The organism is Deinococcus arcticus (genome assembly GCF_003028415.1).
GTDB classification, from domain to species: domain Bacteria; phylum Deinococcota; class Deinococci; order Deinococcales; family Deinococcaceae; genus Deinococcus; species Deinococcus arcticus.
The window spans coordinates 104326-118680 of record NZ_PYSV01000007.1 but is presented as its reverse complement, the minus strand read 5'-3'; the positions used below and the strand labels follow the sequence as shown (position 1 = coordinate 118680).

Below are 14355 nucleotides of genomic sequence, written 5' to 3'. Positions count from 1 at the left end.
GGCGACGTTGCCCAGGGGCACCCGTCTCAGCCACAGCAACGCACCGGACGGCGACGTGGACCATCTGGTGGCCACGCTTCACGAGTCCGGGCACCTCGAAGACCTGACCTACGGCACCGGCGACTACACCGAAGAGCTGGCCGGTCCGTACGCCGTTATCGACCGGTACCACCAGCAGGCACACGACCTGGTGCGGGACATGGTTGCCGAGGCGGCGCGTGCCCTGGGCGAGCCCACGGAGCGCACGCCGGACGCGCGCGTCCAGGCGAGTTGGCTGCTGCCCGACCGGACCATCTCGGTGCGGGTCACGCAGGCCGACAAGGAGTGCCCGATCGAGGTGTGTGTGTGGCTGCTGCCGCCGGGCATCACGGCGTATGCCCTGGGGCTCTGAGAGGCGCTTCTTTCCAACAGGACGGGACCGCACGGACGGGCGGGCAGCACGCGCCGCGTCGTCCAGTGAGCCCTCCATCTTTGCCTGCAGGCCTGAGGTCTGTCGGACTGAAGCTCAAAGCCACAGAAGGATACAGGCGACGTGGACACCGGCTAAAAACTGGTGCCCACGTTTCTCGTACCGCGTTGTCAGTGCGCGACAATCTTTGAAGCGATTGATGCTGCGTTCCATAACCTGACGGCCTTTGTAGACTTGTGCGTCAAATGTCGGCGGTCGTCCCCCACGTCGCCCTCGCCGGCGTCGAGTCCTGCGCGCATCCTGACGCTCTGGACACACAATGAATGTTCCGCGCACGCAGGACTTGTCGGTATTTCCGCGCACCGTACGCGCGGTCCATCCGTATGGTCGTCTGACGTTCCCTGGGGCGTTCCGGTCCGGGACGCCTCACCCGAACCGCATCGAGGAGTGGCACAAGGAAGGTTGGATCACTGGCTTGCCCGGCAGAGACCAGGACGTGAAGCGGGCGACCGTGACCGCCGCTCAGGACATGGATTTTGCTGGTACGGCCGCCGTGACTGATCCCGAGCCATTCTCCCGGGATGGCCCCCTTTTTTCGTGGCTGGCTGTTTTAGAGCCCCTACCGCACTACGGTGGGCTTTGACAGCAGTCCGTATCAGGTGAAGTTCTCGTGGCTTCACGGCTCTCGCCGCAGCGAACGATTGGCGGTCTGATCAGGTGCCTGATGGGGGAATCTAAGGACGACCAGCCCGTGCGGGAAAATGCAAAAAGACCCGTGCTGTACGCGCACGGGCCCTTTGCTGAGGCCATCTCTTGACCTTGGTGGTGGCGATGCCCGGACTTGAACCGGGGACCTAACGATTATGAGTCGTTCGCTCTAACCAGCTGAGCTACATCGCCTTGAAAAACCCCGCCAAACCGGCGGGGCCACTTCTGGTGGAGCTGAGGGGATTCGAACCCCTGACCTTCTGAATGCCATTCAGACGCGCTCCCAACTGCGCCACAGCCCCGTTGTTGTACCTACCTCGTTTGAGGCTCAGATAGATTAACAGCGACCCCCGGTACTGTCAACACGGCCCGCGCTCAGGCGGGGGCCGCCTGCTGCGCGCTGAGCTGCACGTAGCCTTCAATCAGGTGAATAATCACCGGGTTGTGCGTGTGTACGCCGTGGGCCTCGCCGCTGCCGCCCTCCTCGATAAAGTGGGCGATCAGGGCGGCCTCGCCGTCCCGGGCCAGCAGAAAAGCGCGCTGACCGGGCGCGGCAATGCTGGGCAGGCCCACCAGCCCGGCGCGGTGCAGGGCCACGCCCCGGGGGGTCAGGCGTTCCAGGCGCTCGGCCAGGGCCGCTTCGCCCGCCATATACAGGCTGCGCCGGGCATTCAGGGTCAAGTCCTCGCACAGGCTGCGGATGGCGGCCTCGCCGTACAGGTGGTACACGGCTTCCGGCGCCGGGTCCGGGGTCAGGCGGGACAGGTCGCGGTCCAGGGCGCCCAGGCGGTCATCGAAGGCGCGCCGGGCGCGGGCCAGGTATTCCCGGGCGCTCAGGGGCGCGTATTCCAGAGGGTTCTGGCCCACCTTGGCGGCCAGCCCCCGGCCCTCCAGGCGCTCCAGAGTTTCATAGATCTTGGGGCGGGGAATGCCGGCCTGCCGGGCCACCCGGGCGGGGACCGCGCGGCCCAGGGCCAGCAGGGCGGTGTAGGCCCGGGCCTCGTACTCGGTCAGTCCCAGGGCTTGCAGGTGAATCACGGCGCTCATCTGCTCCCCAGCATACGGGACCCGGGGGCCCGCGCAGCGGCGCGTCTCCTCTGGCCGCCCCCGGGGCAACAGCGGTTTGGTCTGGGGGAGCGGGGGGCTCCTCCGGATGTGGCGCGGAGAAACCGGAACAGCCGGCAGCCCGTCTCATACGGATTCCGAAAAATTCCGTAACGTGTTACGGAATTTTTCCGACCAGAGGGACTCGAAGAGCTGCGCAGCAGAGAAGGAAAAATACGGAGTTCCGGGAATTGGACCTGAAAGGCTCCGTAGGAGCGGAACATCCGGCTCTTTCCCGGATGTTACGGAAATGGACGGAATCCGTCTCAGCCCTGGGGGAGTTCGGCTTCCACCAGGGTGCCGTGACCAGGGCTGGAGAGCACGCGGTAGGTGCCGCCGCGCGCCTCTACCCGCTCGCGCATCTGCAGCAGGCCCAGGCCGCCCGCGCTGCTCACCCGCCCGGTGATGGTGGCCGGATCAAAGCCGGCGCCGTCGTCCTGCACCCGCAGGGTCACCTGCTCGCCGCCGTGCAGGGTTACCTTGACCTCCTGGGCGCGGGCATGCTTGGCGACGTTGTTCAGGCTTTCTTGCAAGATGCGGAACACCACGGCCTCGTCGCCGGGCGAGAGTTGCACGTCGCCGCTGATGTTCAGCTGGGCGCGGATGTTGTTCTGCTCGCCGAAATCCAGCACGTAGCGCCGCACAGTTTCCAGCAGGCCGTAGCGTTCCAGGTCAATGGGGCGCAGCGCGAAAATCGAGCGGCGCACTTCGCGGATCTGCTCGCGCAGCAGCTGGGTGGCGGCGCGCACCTCGGCCTCGGCCTTGGCGGGGTCGGCGTGCAGTTGCCGGGCCACTATGTCCAGCTTCAGGGCGGCAAAGGCCAGCGACTGCGCCACCCCGTCGTGAATCTCGCGGGCAATGCGGGCGCGCTCGTCGCTGATCGCCAGTTCCTCGGAATAGAGGTAGGCGCGGGCGTTGCGCACGGCCAGGGTGGCCTGCCCCGCCATCAGGGCCAGCAGCGACACCCGGGCGTCATCAAAGGCGCGGTCCCGGGCGTCGCCCAGCACGATCACGCCCACCAGCCCTTCCTCATCGCGCATGGGAATGCCCAGCACGCTGTGCGCCCCCGGAAAGACCCCAGCGGCGCCCTCATCGGCGGCGGTCAGGGGGGCGCCCGCCTGCGCCACCTGCTGCGCAAAGGGCGGGGCAGGCAGGCCACCGGGCTTCTCGCCCTGGCGGTCCTGGGCATATTCCAGGCGCAGCACGCCGTCCTGGTCGCTGAGAAAGACCGCGCGGGCCTCGGCACCGGCGCGCTCGGCCATGGTGCGGGTCACGCGCGAGAGCAGGCGGCGCATGTTGCGCTCGGCGCGGATGCTCTGATCCACCGAGTACAGCGTCATCAGGTCCAGGGTGCGCTGGCGCACCGCCTCCACGCCGCGCGCCACCTCGGCGGCCAGGGCCTGGGCCAGGGCCTCGGTGGCTTCGGCCGGCGGCTGGGCAAAGCCCAGGGCCAGGGCGCCGCCGCCGGGCACGGGCACCTTCAGCAGATACGTGCCGGCCTCGCCCTCAACAGGCCCCGCCTCGCCGGAGCCACCTGGGCCGGCGCCCGCCGAGGCGCTCAGGCCCCCGGGCACCGTCAGGGTGGCGTGGGCCGCACCCGTGACGCGCAGGGCGCCCCGGGCAGCCACCTCCAGCACCGCGCCCATGTCCGGGGCGTCAGTCAGGTCGCGCATCAGGGCCTGCACTGCCCCCAGCTGGGCGTGGCTGGCGTGCAGCTGGCCGTAGAGGTCACGCAGTTCGCGCTCGGCCCGTTCACGCGCCCGGGTGCCCTGGGCAATCCACTCCACGCTGAAATAGGTCACGGCCGGGCCCACCAGCCCGTAGAACAGCAGGTGCGCCCACAGCTCCTGGCGGGGCACTGGCAGGCGAGAAATCAGGAACTCCACCACGCCCACCACCAGCACAATCAGGGGCGGCAGCACATTGCGCACCACCCGCACCCGGTCCGAGAGGCGAAAGCCCCGTTCCTCCGGGTGCACGGTGTCCGGGGCCAGCGGCGCGGGCAGAGCGGGCGGCTCGTCGGCAGGCCCGGTGGGGGCCCTCACGGGGTGTGGCCGTCGCCCGCGCCCGCGTCGCTCGCCCCGCCGCCCACGTCGCCACTGGCCGGGCGGGACTCGGCGCTGCCCCGGCGCGCGGCGTCCTCGACCTTCCAGGCCACCTGCCGCAGCAGGCCCCGGAACAGGCGGCTCTCGGGGCTGGTCATCAGGGCGCGGTCCAGCATGGCCCGCCACAGGCGCAGGGTGTGGCGGGCGCGCACGGCGTCGGTGTAGCCAATCAGGTGCATGGTCTCGCGCAGGTGACCGTACAGGGCTTCCATTTCCTCGCGGGTGGCGGTCTTGCGGGTGCGCTCGGGCAGTTCGTCCTGGCCCTGCAGGAACTCGTAGCACACCAGCAGCACCGCCTGGGCCAGGTTCAGGCTGGCGTAGTCCCCGGTGGGCACGCGCACCGCCACCTGGCACTGCTCCAGATCACTGTTGATCAGCCCCGTTTCTTCGGGGCCAAACACCAGGGCGGGCGCGGCAGCGGCGCGCACCAACGGGCGCACATAGGCCGGGTGCTGCGGCGGGGGCAGGTCGGCGCGCAGCCGGGCCGTGGTGCCCACACTCAGGTCGCGGTCGGCCAGGGCCTCGCGCAGCGTGGGGTACACGCGCGCCCCCCGCAGCAGATCGGCCGCGTGAACGGCCATGGCCACCGCCCCGGAGTCCAGGTGGTCGCAGCGCGGCGCGACCAGTCGCAGGTCGCGCGCGCCCATATTCAGCATCGCGCGCGCCGCCGCGCCGATGTTGCCAGGGGTTTTGGGAGACACAAGCACGACGGCCAGATTCACGCCCCGGATGCTACCGCGCCGCCCTCCCCTGCCCCCAGGGGCAGAGGGCCCTCCGGCGAGGCCAGGATGGGCGTCTCGTCGCCCACATGCAGGCCCCAGCCCAGGTCGTGGGCCAGTTCCTCGGGGGTGTCGCCCCAGGAATCCATGCTCAGGTGCGCCGCGCCCTGCGCCCGCAGGCGCGCGCAGACCTCGGCCAGCAGGGCGGCGCGCAGGGACGTGTGGCGCCAGGCCAAGGCGACCCCCGGGGCGTCCAGACGGGCCAGGGGCGGCCCGTCCCCGGCCATGTCCAGGGTGGCCCGGCACACGCCCACACCCTGCCCCTGGGCGTCCAGGGCCACCACGCTCAGCGCGGGGTCAAAGCCCCCAGCGCCAGCCTGCGCGGCCTCGGGCGTGACCGCGTGGTGGCCAATGCGGTCTTCAAAGCTCTGCAGGGCGCGCAGGCGGGCCGGCGCCGGCGCCTCGGCCAGCGACACCAGCTGCACGCCCGGCGGGGGCGCGGCAACCCGGTACGGCGGGCGGCCCTCCAGGCGGCGGTAGGCGCCCACCTCGCGCCAGCCGGCCTGCAGCAGCGGCTCTGGGGAAAACAGGCGGCCATCGGCAAAGGCGTACACCCGTCCTAGGGCCTGCCGGGCGGCCCCGGCCAGCAGCGCCGTGACCTCGGCGCGGCGCAGGCCCCCGAAGACCCCGCCCAGCAGTTCGGCGCCGTGAGCGGGGCTGGGCCGGGCCCCGGCGGCGCCCACAACCACCTCGCGCGCCTGCCCCGAGACCACCTGCACCTCGGAGACCAGCCACGCAGCCTCGCAGCTGTCGGCCATCCAGGCCACGTCCTCAGGCGCCGTTTCGTACAGCGCGGCCAGCGCCGGCAACAGTGCCTGGGGCGCCACCCTCTCCACCTGCAGGTCGCCCAGCTGCACGCCGGGGCCCGTGCCCTTTGGCCCGGTCATGCCAGCCCCTCCACCGGCTTCAGAGGTGCCGAGCGCACAGCCTCGTACAGCCCCAGATAGGCGCCGGTGGGGCCGTCCCAGCTGAAGTCCAGGGCCATGGCCCGCTTCACGCGTGCGCGCCAGTCCACGCGGTCCTCGCAGGCGGCGCGCGCCTCACGGCAGGCGGCCAGGAACGCGTCCGGGGTGGCGGGGCCAAAGCGGAAGCCCACGTTGTGCGGCACGGTGTCTACCAGCCCGCCTGTTTCGCGCACCACCGGCAGGGTGCCGTAGCGCATGGCGATCATCTGTGACAGGCCGCAGGGCTCGAAGCGGCTGGGCATGGCAAAGGCGTCGGCACCGGCATAGATGCGGTGGGCCAGCGGCTCATTCATGCCCCCTACGTAGGCCACGCGCCCGTGCGCGGCCCAGTCCCGCAGGCCCGCTTCCAGCCGGGGATCGCCGCCGCCCAGCACGACCACATTCCAGTCCTGCACCAGTTCGGGCAGGGCTGAAAGCAGCAGGTCCATGCCTTTTTGCTCTGCGAGGCGGCTGACCACCCCCAGCACCGGGGCGCCGTCCAGGCCAAATTCGGCGCGCAGGGCCCGCCCGGCGGCCACCTTGCCGCGCAGGTCGCGGTAGGGGCGGATGTCAGGGTCGGTGCGCGGGTTCCAGCGCTCCTGGTCCAGCCCGTTCAGGATGCCGCTCAGGCGCCCTTCCCCGGCCAGCCGCTGCAGCAGGCCCTGCAGGCCCTCGCCGTACTCGGGGGTCAGGATCTCGCGGGCGTAGGTGGGGCTGACGGTGGTCACCTGCGAGGCGAACACCAGCCCCGCTTTCATCAGGCTCACGTCGCCGTAGAACTCCAGGGTGTCAGGGGTCAACGCCCAGCCGGGCAGGCCCGTCCAGGGGGCCGCCTCGGGCAGGTTCCAGCGGCCCTGGTACTGCAGGTTGTGAATGCTGAACACCGCTGGAATTCCGCGCAGCCGCGCCCAGGCCACCGCCAGCCCTGCCTGCCAGTCGTGGCCGTGCAGCACTTCGGGCACCAGCCCCAGCACGTCCAGCACTGGGCCCACCGCGCGGCCAAACTGGCTGTAGCGCCACACGTCGTCGGGGTGATACAGGCCGGGGCGGTCAAAGACGGGCAGGCCCAGAAAGAGGTGGCGCACGCCCTGAATCTCGGCCTCGCCCACGCGCACCTCGCCCAGCGCCGGATTCCCAGGGGCCCAGAGCTCGCCGCGCCACACTTCCTGCACCTCCTGGCGAATATCCGCGTACCACGGCGAAACCACCGTGACCCTGGCGCCCTGACGGGCCTGCACCGCTGGCAGCGCGCCCAGCACGTCGCCCAGACCGCCCGAGCGCGAGAACGGAAAGACTTCGGAGGCCACATGCACCGCACGCATAGCCCGCACTGTACCCGAGTGCCTGTGCCCGCAGGCGCCACGTTTGACAAGCGGTGAAGGGCGCTGCTACACTTCCCCTCGCCTTGAAGGCGGCCTGCCGAAAGGGCGGTGCCCACGGGCTCTTAGCTCAACGGTCAGAGCAGTCGGCTCATAACCGATTGGTTGCCGGTTCAAATCCGGCAGGGCCCACCACAGGTACTCAGATGGGCGGTTAGCTCAGCGGTAGAGCACTCGCTTCACACGCGAGGGGTCGTAGGTTCAAATCCTATACCGCCCACCACACAACCTCGGCTTTTGCCGGGGTTTTTTCGTTGAACTGGGATGGGCGCAGCTGGCCACACTCGCCGGTGACCTTCTGGCCTGTCCACGAACATGCGGCGCGGCCCCTGAAGATCACGGGGCCGCGCTGACTCTCGCCTCTCCTGCCGCCAGGGCTTGTGTGGGCCTCAGCTCACGGGCACGCGGGCGGTGCGGAAGCGGCAGCCCTGCCAGAACTTCACGATGTGCTCCACCTGCGCCATGAAGTCGCCCAGGCTCAGGGCCTTGACCAGAAAGGCGGTGGCCTGCAAGTCGTAGGCGCGGTCCACATCGTGCTGGGCCTCAGAGCCCGAGAGCATGATCACCGGCAGGTGGGCCAGTTCGGGCGTGGCGCGCAGTTGCGTGAGGAACTCAAAGCCGTCCATGCCGGCCATGTTCACGTCCACCAGCACGAGGTCGGGCAGGGGCAGCGAGCCGTCTCGCAGGTGGGCGAACGCCACCTGGGCGCCGCAGGCGGTGCGCAGCTGCACCGTGGGGGCATGGTCGCCAAAGACCTCCTGCGCCAGCAGCAGATCTGTCGGCGCGTCGTCGACCAGCAGAACAGACAGAGAACGGGACACAGCGCCGTTTATGCTGACGGCTTGCGGCCGTACGTGCCTTTAGCGTTTCCTGAATCTTGGGGGGACCAGACCCAGCCGCCGCACCGGCTCACCAGCCAGGACAGCAAGAGGCGGCCCCCAGCCCCCTGTTCTGGCAGGCCGGGTGAACGTTCCCCTCTGCCTTTACCGCGTGGAGAGCGACTCGCGGTGCTGCTTGAAGCGGCACTCGCGCCAGAACTGCACGAACTGGTCCACCTGCTCCACGAAGGCGGCAAAATTGCCCCGCTTGACCATGTAGGAGCTGGCAAACAGATCGTACGCCTGATCAATGTCCTTCTTACTGTCCGAGGTGGTCAGCATCACCACGGGCAGGTGCCGCAGTTCTGGGTCGGCCCGGATGGTGCGCAGCACCTCGAAGCCGTTCATCTGGGGCATGTTGATGTCCAGAATGACCACGTCCGGCAGCGTGTGCGAGCGGTCACGCAGGTAAGCCAGGGCCGACTCACCGTCCCGGCACGTGGAGACCGACACACCATCGGCATGTTCAGCAAACGCCTCTTGCGCCAGCAACAGATCGGCCGGGTTGTCGTCAATCAGCAGCAGGCACAAACGGTGCGACATGACCCCGATGATACCGAGTTCTGCGCGCCGGGCCGTCAATGTGCATTTGTCTCAAATGGCCGCCGTCTCTGTTGAGCAGCCCTCTCATACGGACTGCCGTCCATTTCCGTCACATCCGGGAAGAAGGGCGATGTTCCTCCAATTCCTAAGTAGCTCGCTGTTGATCTTTAGATCAACCGAGCGGAGCGAGTATCGAAAAAAGGACGTTGCACCGGGAGTGGAGACTTTGCGGTGCTCTCCTGCAAAGTCGTAACGTGAGGTGCAACGTCCTTAGAACTCCGTATTTATTCCTTCTCCCTCCGGTCGAAAAAATTCTGTAACGTGTTACGGAATTTTTCGGAAACCGTATCAGTTCAGCAGCCGCTCGCCCGGCGCCAGCACGAAAGGCGCGATGGGCGCGCGCACCTGTTCGCCCCAGGCTCCCTGCATGAGGTAATGCCCTCCCATGCGCCCCGGCGCGGCGTCCAGCGTGACAAAGGAATCGTAGACGAACACGCCGCCCGGGGCCAGCACCGGCTGTTCGCCCACCACGCCCTCGCCGTCCACCGTCACCGTGCGGCCCCGGGCGTCCACAATCTCCCAGTGGCGCGCCAGGAGTTTCCAGGTCTGATCGCTGCGGTTTTCAATGCGCACCACGTACGCGAACACCTGCCGCTCCGGGGTGCTGTGGCTCGCCAGATACTGGGGGTCCACCTGGACCTGGATCTCGGGCAGTTCGGGGGGCTCGGGGCGGGTCATGGGTCCCAGCATAGGGGCCAGGGGGCCGTGTGGGCGCGTAAACTCTCGGGTGTGACCTCAATCAACCGTGAATTTCTGTTTCAGCTGCTGGAGGTGGCTGCCCCCAGCGGTCTGGAGCGCCGCGCCGCCGACGTGTGGCTGCAGGAGGCCGCCACCTTTGCCCGCACCTCTGAAGACCATTACGGCAACGCCTACGCCGAGATTGGCCCCGAGAACGGCCCTGCCATTGCCCTGATGGGCCACCTGGACGAGATTGGGCTGATTGTCTCGCATGTGGGCGACGAAGGCTTTCTGAGCGTGCTGCCGGTGGGCGGCTGGGACCCGCAGGTGCTGGTGGGCCAGCGGCTGCGGGTGCTGGCGCCAGACGGCGACCTGATCGGTGTGGTGGGCAAAAAGGCCATTCACGTGATGGAGGCCGAGGAGCGCACCAAGGCCAGCAAGATTGAGGACCTGTGGATTGACGTGGGGCTGGGCAAGGAAGAGGTGCAGGCCAGAGTGCCCGTGGGCACCTACGCCGTGGTGGAACAGGGACCGCTGATGGTGGGCACCAAGATCGTGGGGCGCGCGCTGGACAACCGCGTAGGCGCGTTTATCGTGCTTGAAGCCCTGCGCGCGCTGAAGGACAGGGCGCTGCCCTACCGCGTGGTGGCCGTGGGCACCAGCCAGGAAGAGATTGGGGTATTTGGCGCGCAGGTGAGCGGTTACAGGCTGAATCCTGTGGCGGGCGTGGCGGTGGACGTGACCCACGAAACGGGGCAGCCCGGCGTGAGCGAGAAGAAGTACGGCGTGGCTCCGTTCGGCTCGGGGGCCAATCTGACAGTGGGGCCGATGGTGAGCCCGGTCGTCCTGCGCCAGATGACCCAGGCGGCGCGCGAGGCCGATATTCCCTTCACCCTCAGCGCCGCCGGCCGCTACTCCGGCACCGACGCCGACGCCCTGACGCTGGTGCGCGCGGGCGTGCCCACCGCTGTGGTGAGCATTCCCAACCGCTACATGCACTCGCCCAGCGAGATGGTGGACGAACGCGACGTGAAAGCCTGCATTGACATCATCGTGGCCTGGATTGAGCGACTGCCCGGTGAGGTGGACTTTACGCGGAAGGGGTGAGGCAGGAAGTGGGGAGTGGGGTGCCCGCTCAGCCACCCAACGGAAAGCGGTGGAGCTCTGAACTCCGCCGCTTTCCGTTATGCCGTTGCCTTCTCCCCCACCCCCGGCCGGGCGTCCAGCACACTTTCCGGCACGCCGGCCAGAGCACCGCGCACCACCTCTAACCCGGCGCCGGGCTTGTGACCCTGCTCCGAGAGGGTGCGCTTCCAGTGGCGGGCGCCGGGCTGACCGGCGAATAGGCCCAGGGTGTGCTTCATCATGCGGTTCAGGGGCTGACCCTGCGCCAGTTGCCCGGACACGTAGGGCAGGTAGGCCTCTATGGCCTCGCGGCGGGTAACCGGCGAGCCAGTTTCTCCAAACACCAGCTGGTCGGCGGTCGCCAGCAGATACGGCTCCTGGTAGGCCGCGCGGCCAATCATCACGCCGTCGGCCCAGGCCAGGGCCTCCTGCGCGGCGTCCAGGGTCAGCACGCCGCCGTTGAGCACGGTGATCAGGTGAGGAAAATCCACCTTCAGCTGGCGCACGACCTCGTAGCGCAGGGGGGGAATTTCACGGTTCTCTTTCGGGGACAGGCCGGAAAGCCACGCCTTGCGCGCGTGCACAATGAAGGTCTCACAGCCCGCCGCCGCCACCGTTCGCACAAACGTCGTGAGGTGCTCGTAACTGTCCAGGTCATCAATGCCAATCCGGTGCTTGACGGTGACGGGCAGGGTGGTCGCGCGGCGCATGGCCTCCACGGCACGGGCCACCACATCCGGGGTACCCATCAGGCAGGCGCCGAACGAGCCGTTCTGCACCCGGTCGCTGGGGCAGCCGCAGTTGAGGTTCACCTCGTCATAGCCCCAGTCCTGGGCCATGCGGGCGCACTCGGCCAGCGCGGCCGGGTCGCTGCCACCCAGTTGCAGGGCGAGGGGATGCTCCACCCCCGAAAACCCCAGGTGCCGCTCGCGGTCGCCGTGCAGAACCGCGCCCGTGGTCACCATCTCGGTGTACAGCAGCGTGCGCCGCGTAAGGGTGCGGTGAAAGACGCGGCAGTGCCGGTCGGTCCAGTCCATCATCGGCGCAACCGACAGCGTGTATGGGGGGCGGGCGGAGACGCTCATCAGCCCGTCAGTGTACGGGAAAGCCCCCGGCGCAAAAGGTGCCGGGGGCGGGATAAGGTGGGGCTTACTGGCGGGTGTCGTCGTTTGGGCCCGTGCCGAAGGTGGTGCCGGTGCTGGAACGGCCTTCGTCTGCCTGGTCCTGCATATCGCTGACGTGGCTGCCACCCACAGGGGTCTCGCTCAGGCCCGACTCGCTCTCATCAGTCTGCATGCTGCGCTCGCTCATGCCGTTGCCTGCGTCGGCAGGCAGGCCACTCTGGGTCTTCTGGTCGTCCATGTGGCACTGTCTAACGCGGGAGGTGGAAAGTGGTGAGTGGGGGGTAGAGAAAAGCTTTTCACCGCGCACCGCCAACCCCCTCCCGCGCACCCTCACGCCACCAAAGGGTGCAGGTCGCCCACGCTGACCAGCGCCAGCCAGTGCAGGGCGCGGCTGGCGGAGACGTACAGCAGGCGGCGTTCGTACTCGGTGCTTTCGTCGTAGGTGTCGGCGTTGGCGCTGGCCACAATGGCGGCGCTGAACTCCAGCCCCTTGGCCAGATTGACCGGCAGAATGACCAGCCCGCCCCGGAAGCGGTGTTCCTGCGTGGTGATGGGTTGGGCGTCGGTATCAAATTCGCGCAGGGCCTCGGCCAAGCGGTCGGCGTCCACACCCCGGCGGGTCACGATGGCGATGTTGGTGTGCCCGGCGGCCTGCGCGTCCTTCACCGCCTGGGCAATCAGAGGCAGTTCGCCGTGGGGGCTGTCCGCCGGGGCCACGTAACGCTGTACCTCGGCCCCATCGCGGTCCACGCCCTGCACAGCGGCGGCGCGGTTGTAGGTCGCGGCAATCCGCGCGCCCAGCTCTGTGATCTGGCGGGTGGACCGGTAGGTGCGGCCCAGCGTGCGCACCTCGGCGCCGGGCAGCTGGGCCTGCACTGCCTCCCAGGAACTGGGACCCTTATAGCCGTGCATCCCCTGGTTCAGGTCCCCCAGCGCCGTGATGTGGCCGGGGCGGGTGGCGCGGCCCAGCAGCGCGTACAGCAGCGGCGAGTAGTCCTGGGCCTCGTCCAGCACCACATGGTCAAAGGGTTCCAGGGTGCGGCCGTCCAGGCGGCCAATGCCGCCTGTGAACGCCTGCACGGCCAGCATCAGGGGGAGTTCGGTCACGTCGGCGTGGGCGCGGCGGGGGGTGGGAATACCGCTGAGGGGATCGGTGCCCAGCAGGGCAATCTCGCGCTCGGTCAGCAGGCCGCTTGCCGCCAGGGCCTCCGGGCTGCCCAGCAGGCGCCGGGCCTCGGTGATGGGGGTGGTGGAGGCGAACACGCGCCCCAGCAGGGTGGTCAGCGGGGTGGCCAGCTGACGCCGCACGCTGGGCTCCTCGTCTTCCGGCACGTGCAACTGGGCCAGGGCCTCGGCCTCAATGGCGCGGCGCATCCCCGTGCGGTAGCCCTCCAGAGGGTCGGCGGCAAACACGTCGCGCAGCATGGCGGCCAGCTGCGGCTCTTCCAGGGTGAACGTTTGCGGCTCACGGCCACGCAGCGCAACCGTCTCACTCAGGCGCTGGCCGCGCAGGGCCGCATTAAACCTGTTCCAGAGGTGGGTGCGCACCACGTCCAGCATGCGGGCGTCCCCCAGCAGCTTGGCCCGTCTCCAGGCCAGCGCGCGGCGGGTGTTGTCGCGGTCGGTCAGCAGCAGGCTCAGCGTTCGGTCGGTGACTTCCAGCTTTTCCAGGCCCAGCAGCCCGGTGGCCCAGGCTTCGGGGGTGGTGACCACCACGCGCTCAATGCCCAGTTCCGGCAGAATCCGCGCGGCGTAGGTGGCCAGCACGCGGTTGGGCATCAGGACCATGCAGGCCTCGGGGCGGGCGCGGTGGGGGCCGCGGTCGGCGTTGGTCATCCAGGTCAGGCGGTGAAAGCCGATGGTGGTTTTCCCGGAGCCTGCCGCCCCCTGAATGATGACCGGCATCCCCGCGGGCGCCCGCATGGCCTCGTTCTGCTCGGGTTGCAGGGTTTCCACCACGTCGCGCATGCCCGCCGTGCTGCCTTCCTGCAAGCGGCGCAGCAGCACTTCCTCGCGTCCGCCCGTGTCGCCGCCCTGCTCGTCGTCGTACAGGTCGGTCACGCGCAGCAGCCCCTTGGCGTGGATGTCCAGCTGGCGGCGGCGCTTGATCACCCCCGCGCTGCCCTTGCGCGGCGTCCAGCCCAGCGCCTGCGAGTAGAACAGGCTGCCCACCTCGCTGTCCCAGCTGACCACCGAATGCGGGCCCTTCACGTCCCGGAAGCCATGCTTGCCGATGTACAGGGTCTGTTCGCGCCCGGCCACGCGGACTTTTAAGCTGCCAAAGTACGGCTGGTGCACATGCGGCGAGAGCAGGGCGGCAAATTCCTCGGCCTGGTCCCCCAGGATGATGCTGGTTTCCAGGTCGGCGCCCATCTGGCGGTCGCGGTCTTCCCAGAATTCAATCTGCCGCAGCATGGCGGCCACAGTGGAGGCGAGGTGCTGGCTTTCCAGTTCAAAATCCGGGTGGGTTTCCGGACGTGATTCCGCAACAGGCATAACGTACAGAATACGGGAGTGGG

General features: G+C 68.8%; 13 protein-coding genes, 4 tRNA genes and 1 pseudogene. 4 read left to right on the top strand and 14 right to left on the bottom strand.

Annotation, left to right across the window (positions count from 1 at the left end; all coding sequences use genetic code 11):
- Positions 1-55 precede the first annotated feature (55 nt).
- Positions 56-391, top strand: coding sequence for a DUF6301 family protein (locus C8263_RS08980; protein ID WP_146160640.1), 336 nt, complete (start codon positions 56-58; stop codon positions 389-391).
- 114 nt (positions 392-505) lie between these two features.
- Here C8263_RS08980 and C8263_RS08975 read toward each other — a convergent pair.
- From C8263_RS08975 to C8263_RS08940, 8 genes and pseudogenes are all read right to left on the bottom strand, one after another.
- Positions 506-1059: pseudogene (locus C8263_RS08975) on the bottom strand (IS5 family transposase); the annotation flags it as partial.
- Between the two features lie 173 nt (positions 1060-1232).
- Positions 1233-1309, bottom strand: a tRNA-Met gene (locus C8263_RS08970).
- Positions 1310-1343: 34 nt separating this feature from the next.
- Positions 1344-1419: transfer RNA gene (locus C8263_RS08965), tRNA-Ala, on the bottom strand.
- A gap of 73 nt (positions 1420-1492) precedes the next feature.
- Positions 1493-2164, bottom strand: coding sequence for a TrmB family transcriptional regulator (locus C8263_RS08960; RefSeq protein ID WP_107137775.1), 672 nt, complete (start codon positions 2162-2164; stop codon positions 1493-1495).
- Positions 2165-2487: 323 nt separating this feature from the next.
- A complete protein-coding gene (locus C8263_RS08955) occupies positions 2488-4200 on the bottom strand; it encodes a GAF domain-containing sensor histidine kinase (protein WP_408608049.1) in 1713 nt (570 codons plus the stop codon).
- Positions 4201-4262: 62 nt separating this feature from the next.
- The gene (locus tag C8263_RS08950) at positions 4263-5048 is read right to left on the bottom strand and encodes an RNA methyltransferase (protein ID WP_107137774.1); all 786 of its coding nucleotides are present in this window, start codon (positions 5046-5048) and stop codon (positions 4263-4265) included.
- Positions 5045-5992: a hypothetical protein gene (locus C8263_RS08945; protein WP_146160639.1), complete on the bottom strand. Its 948-nt coding sequence runs from the start codon at positions 5990-5992 to the stop codon at positions 5045-5047. Before C8263_RS08945 ends, C8263_RS08950 begins: the two co-directional genes overlap by 4 nt.
- Positions 5989-7371 carry a glycogen synthase gene (locus C8263_RS08940; RefSeq protein ID WP_107137773.1) on the bottom strand — a complete coding sequence of 461 codons (1383 nt, stop codon included), beginning with the start codon at positions 7369-7371 and terminating at the stop codon, positions 5989-5991. Before C8263_RS08940 ends, C8263_RS08945 begins: the two co-directional genes overlap by 4 nt.
- A gap of 116 nt (positions 7372-7487) precedes the next feature.
- On the opposite strand from C8263_RS08940, the gene C8263_RS08935 reads away from it, so the two are divergent.
- Positions 7488-7563, top strand: a tRNA-Ile gene (locus C8263_RS08935).
- Between the two features lie 13 nt (positions 7564-7576).
- Positions 7577-7651 (top strand) — tRNA-Val (locus C8263_RS08930).
- 166 nt (positions 7652-7817) lie between these two features.
- Here C8263_RS08930 and C8263_RS08925 read toward each other — a convergent pair.
- The 3 genes from C8263_RS08925 to apaG all read right to left on the bottom strand — a co-directional run bounded on the left by C8263_RS08925 (position 7818) and on the right by apaG (position 9587).
- The gene (locus C8263_RS08925; protein WP_158263775.1) at positions 7818-8249 is read right to left on the bottom strand and encodes a response regulator; all 432 of its coding nucleotides are present in this window, start codon (positions 8247-8249) and stop codon (positions 7818-7820) included.
- A 162-nt stretch (positions 8250-8411) separates the two neighbouring features.
- Complete coding sequence (locus tag C8263_RS08920) at positions 8412-8849, bottom strand: response regulator (RefSeq protein WP_107137771.1); 438 nt, start codon at positions 8847-8849, stop codon at positions 8412-8414.
- Between the two features lie 348 nt (positions 8850-9197).
- Positions 9198-9587 (bottom strand): Co2+/Mg2+ efflux facilitator ApaG/CorD, encoded by a 390-nt coding sequence (apaG, locus tag C8263_RS08915; RefSeq protein ID WP_107137851.1) that lies wholly within the window; start codon positions 9585-9587, stop codon positions 9198-9200.
- A 51-nt stretch (positions 9588-9638) separates the two neighbouring features.
- Here apaG and C8263_RS08910 point away from each other — a divergent pair, with 51 nt between their 5' ends.
- Positions 9639-10694 carry a M42 family metallopeptidase gene (locus tag C8263_RS08910; protein WP_199188355.1) on the top strand — a complete coding sequence of 352 codons (1056 nt, stop codon included), beginning with the start codon at positions 9639-9641 and terminating at the stop codon, positions 10692-10694.
- Positions 10695-10771: 77 nt separating this feature from the next.
- Here C8263_RS08910 and dusA read toward each other — a convergent pair whose 3' ends face one another.
- The 3 genes from dusA to C8263_RS08895 form a co-directional block, all read right to left on the bottom strand.
- On the bottom strand, positions 10772-11797 hold the full coding sequence (dusA, locus tag C8263_RS08905) for a tRNA dihydrouridine(20/20a) synthase DusA (RefSeq protein ID WP_107137769.1): 1026 nt from the start codon (positions 11795-11797) through the stop codon (positions 10772-10774).
- 64 nt (positions 11798-11861) lie between these two features.
- Complete coding sequence (locus C8263_RS08900) at positions 11862-12074, bottom strand: hypothetical protein (RefSeq protein WP_107137768.1); 213 nt, start codon at positions 12072-12074, stop codon at positions 11862-11864.
- A 92-nt stretch (positions 12075-12166) separates the two neighbouring features.
- On the bottom strand, positions 12167-14332 hold the full coding sequence (locus tag C8263_RS08895; RefSeq protein ID WP_233218734.1) for a HelD family protein: 2166 nt from the start codon (positions 14330-14332) through the stop codon (positions 12167-12169).
- Between the last annotated feature and the right edge of the window lie 23 nt (positions 14333-14355).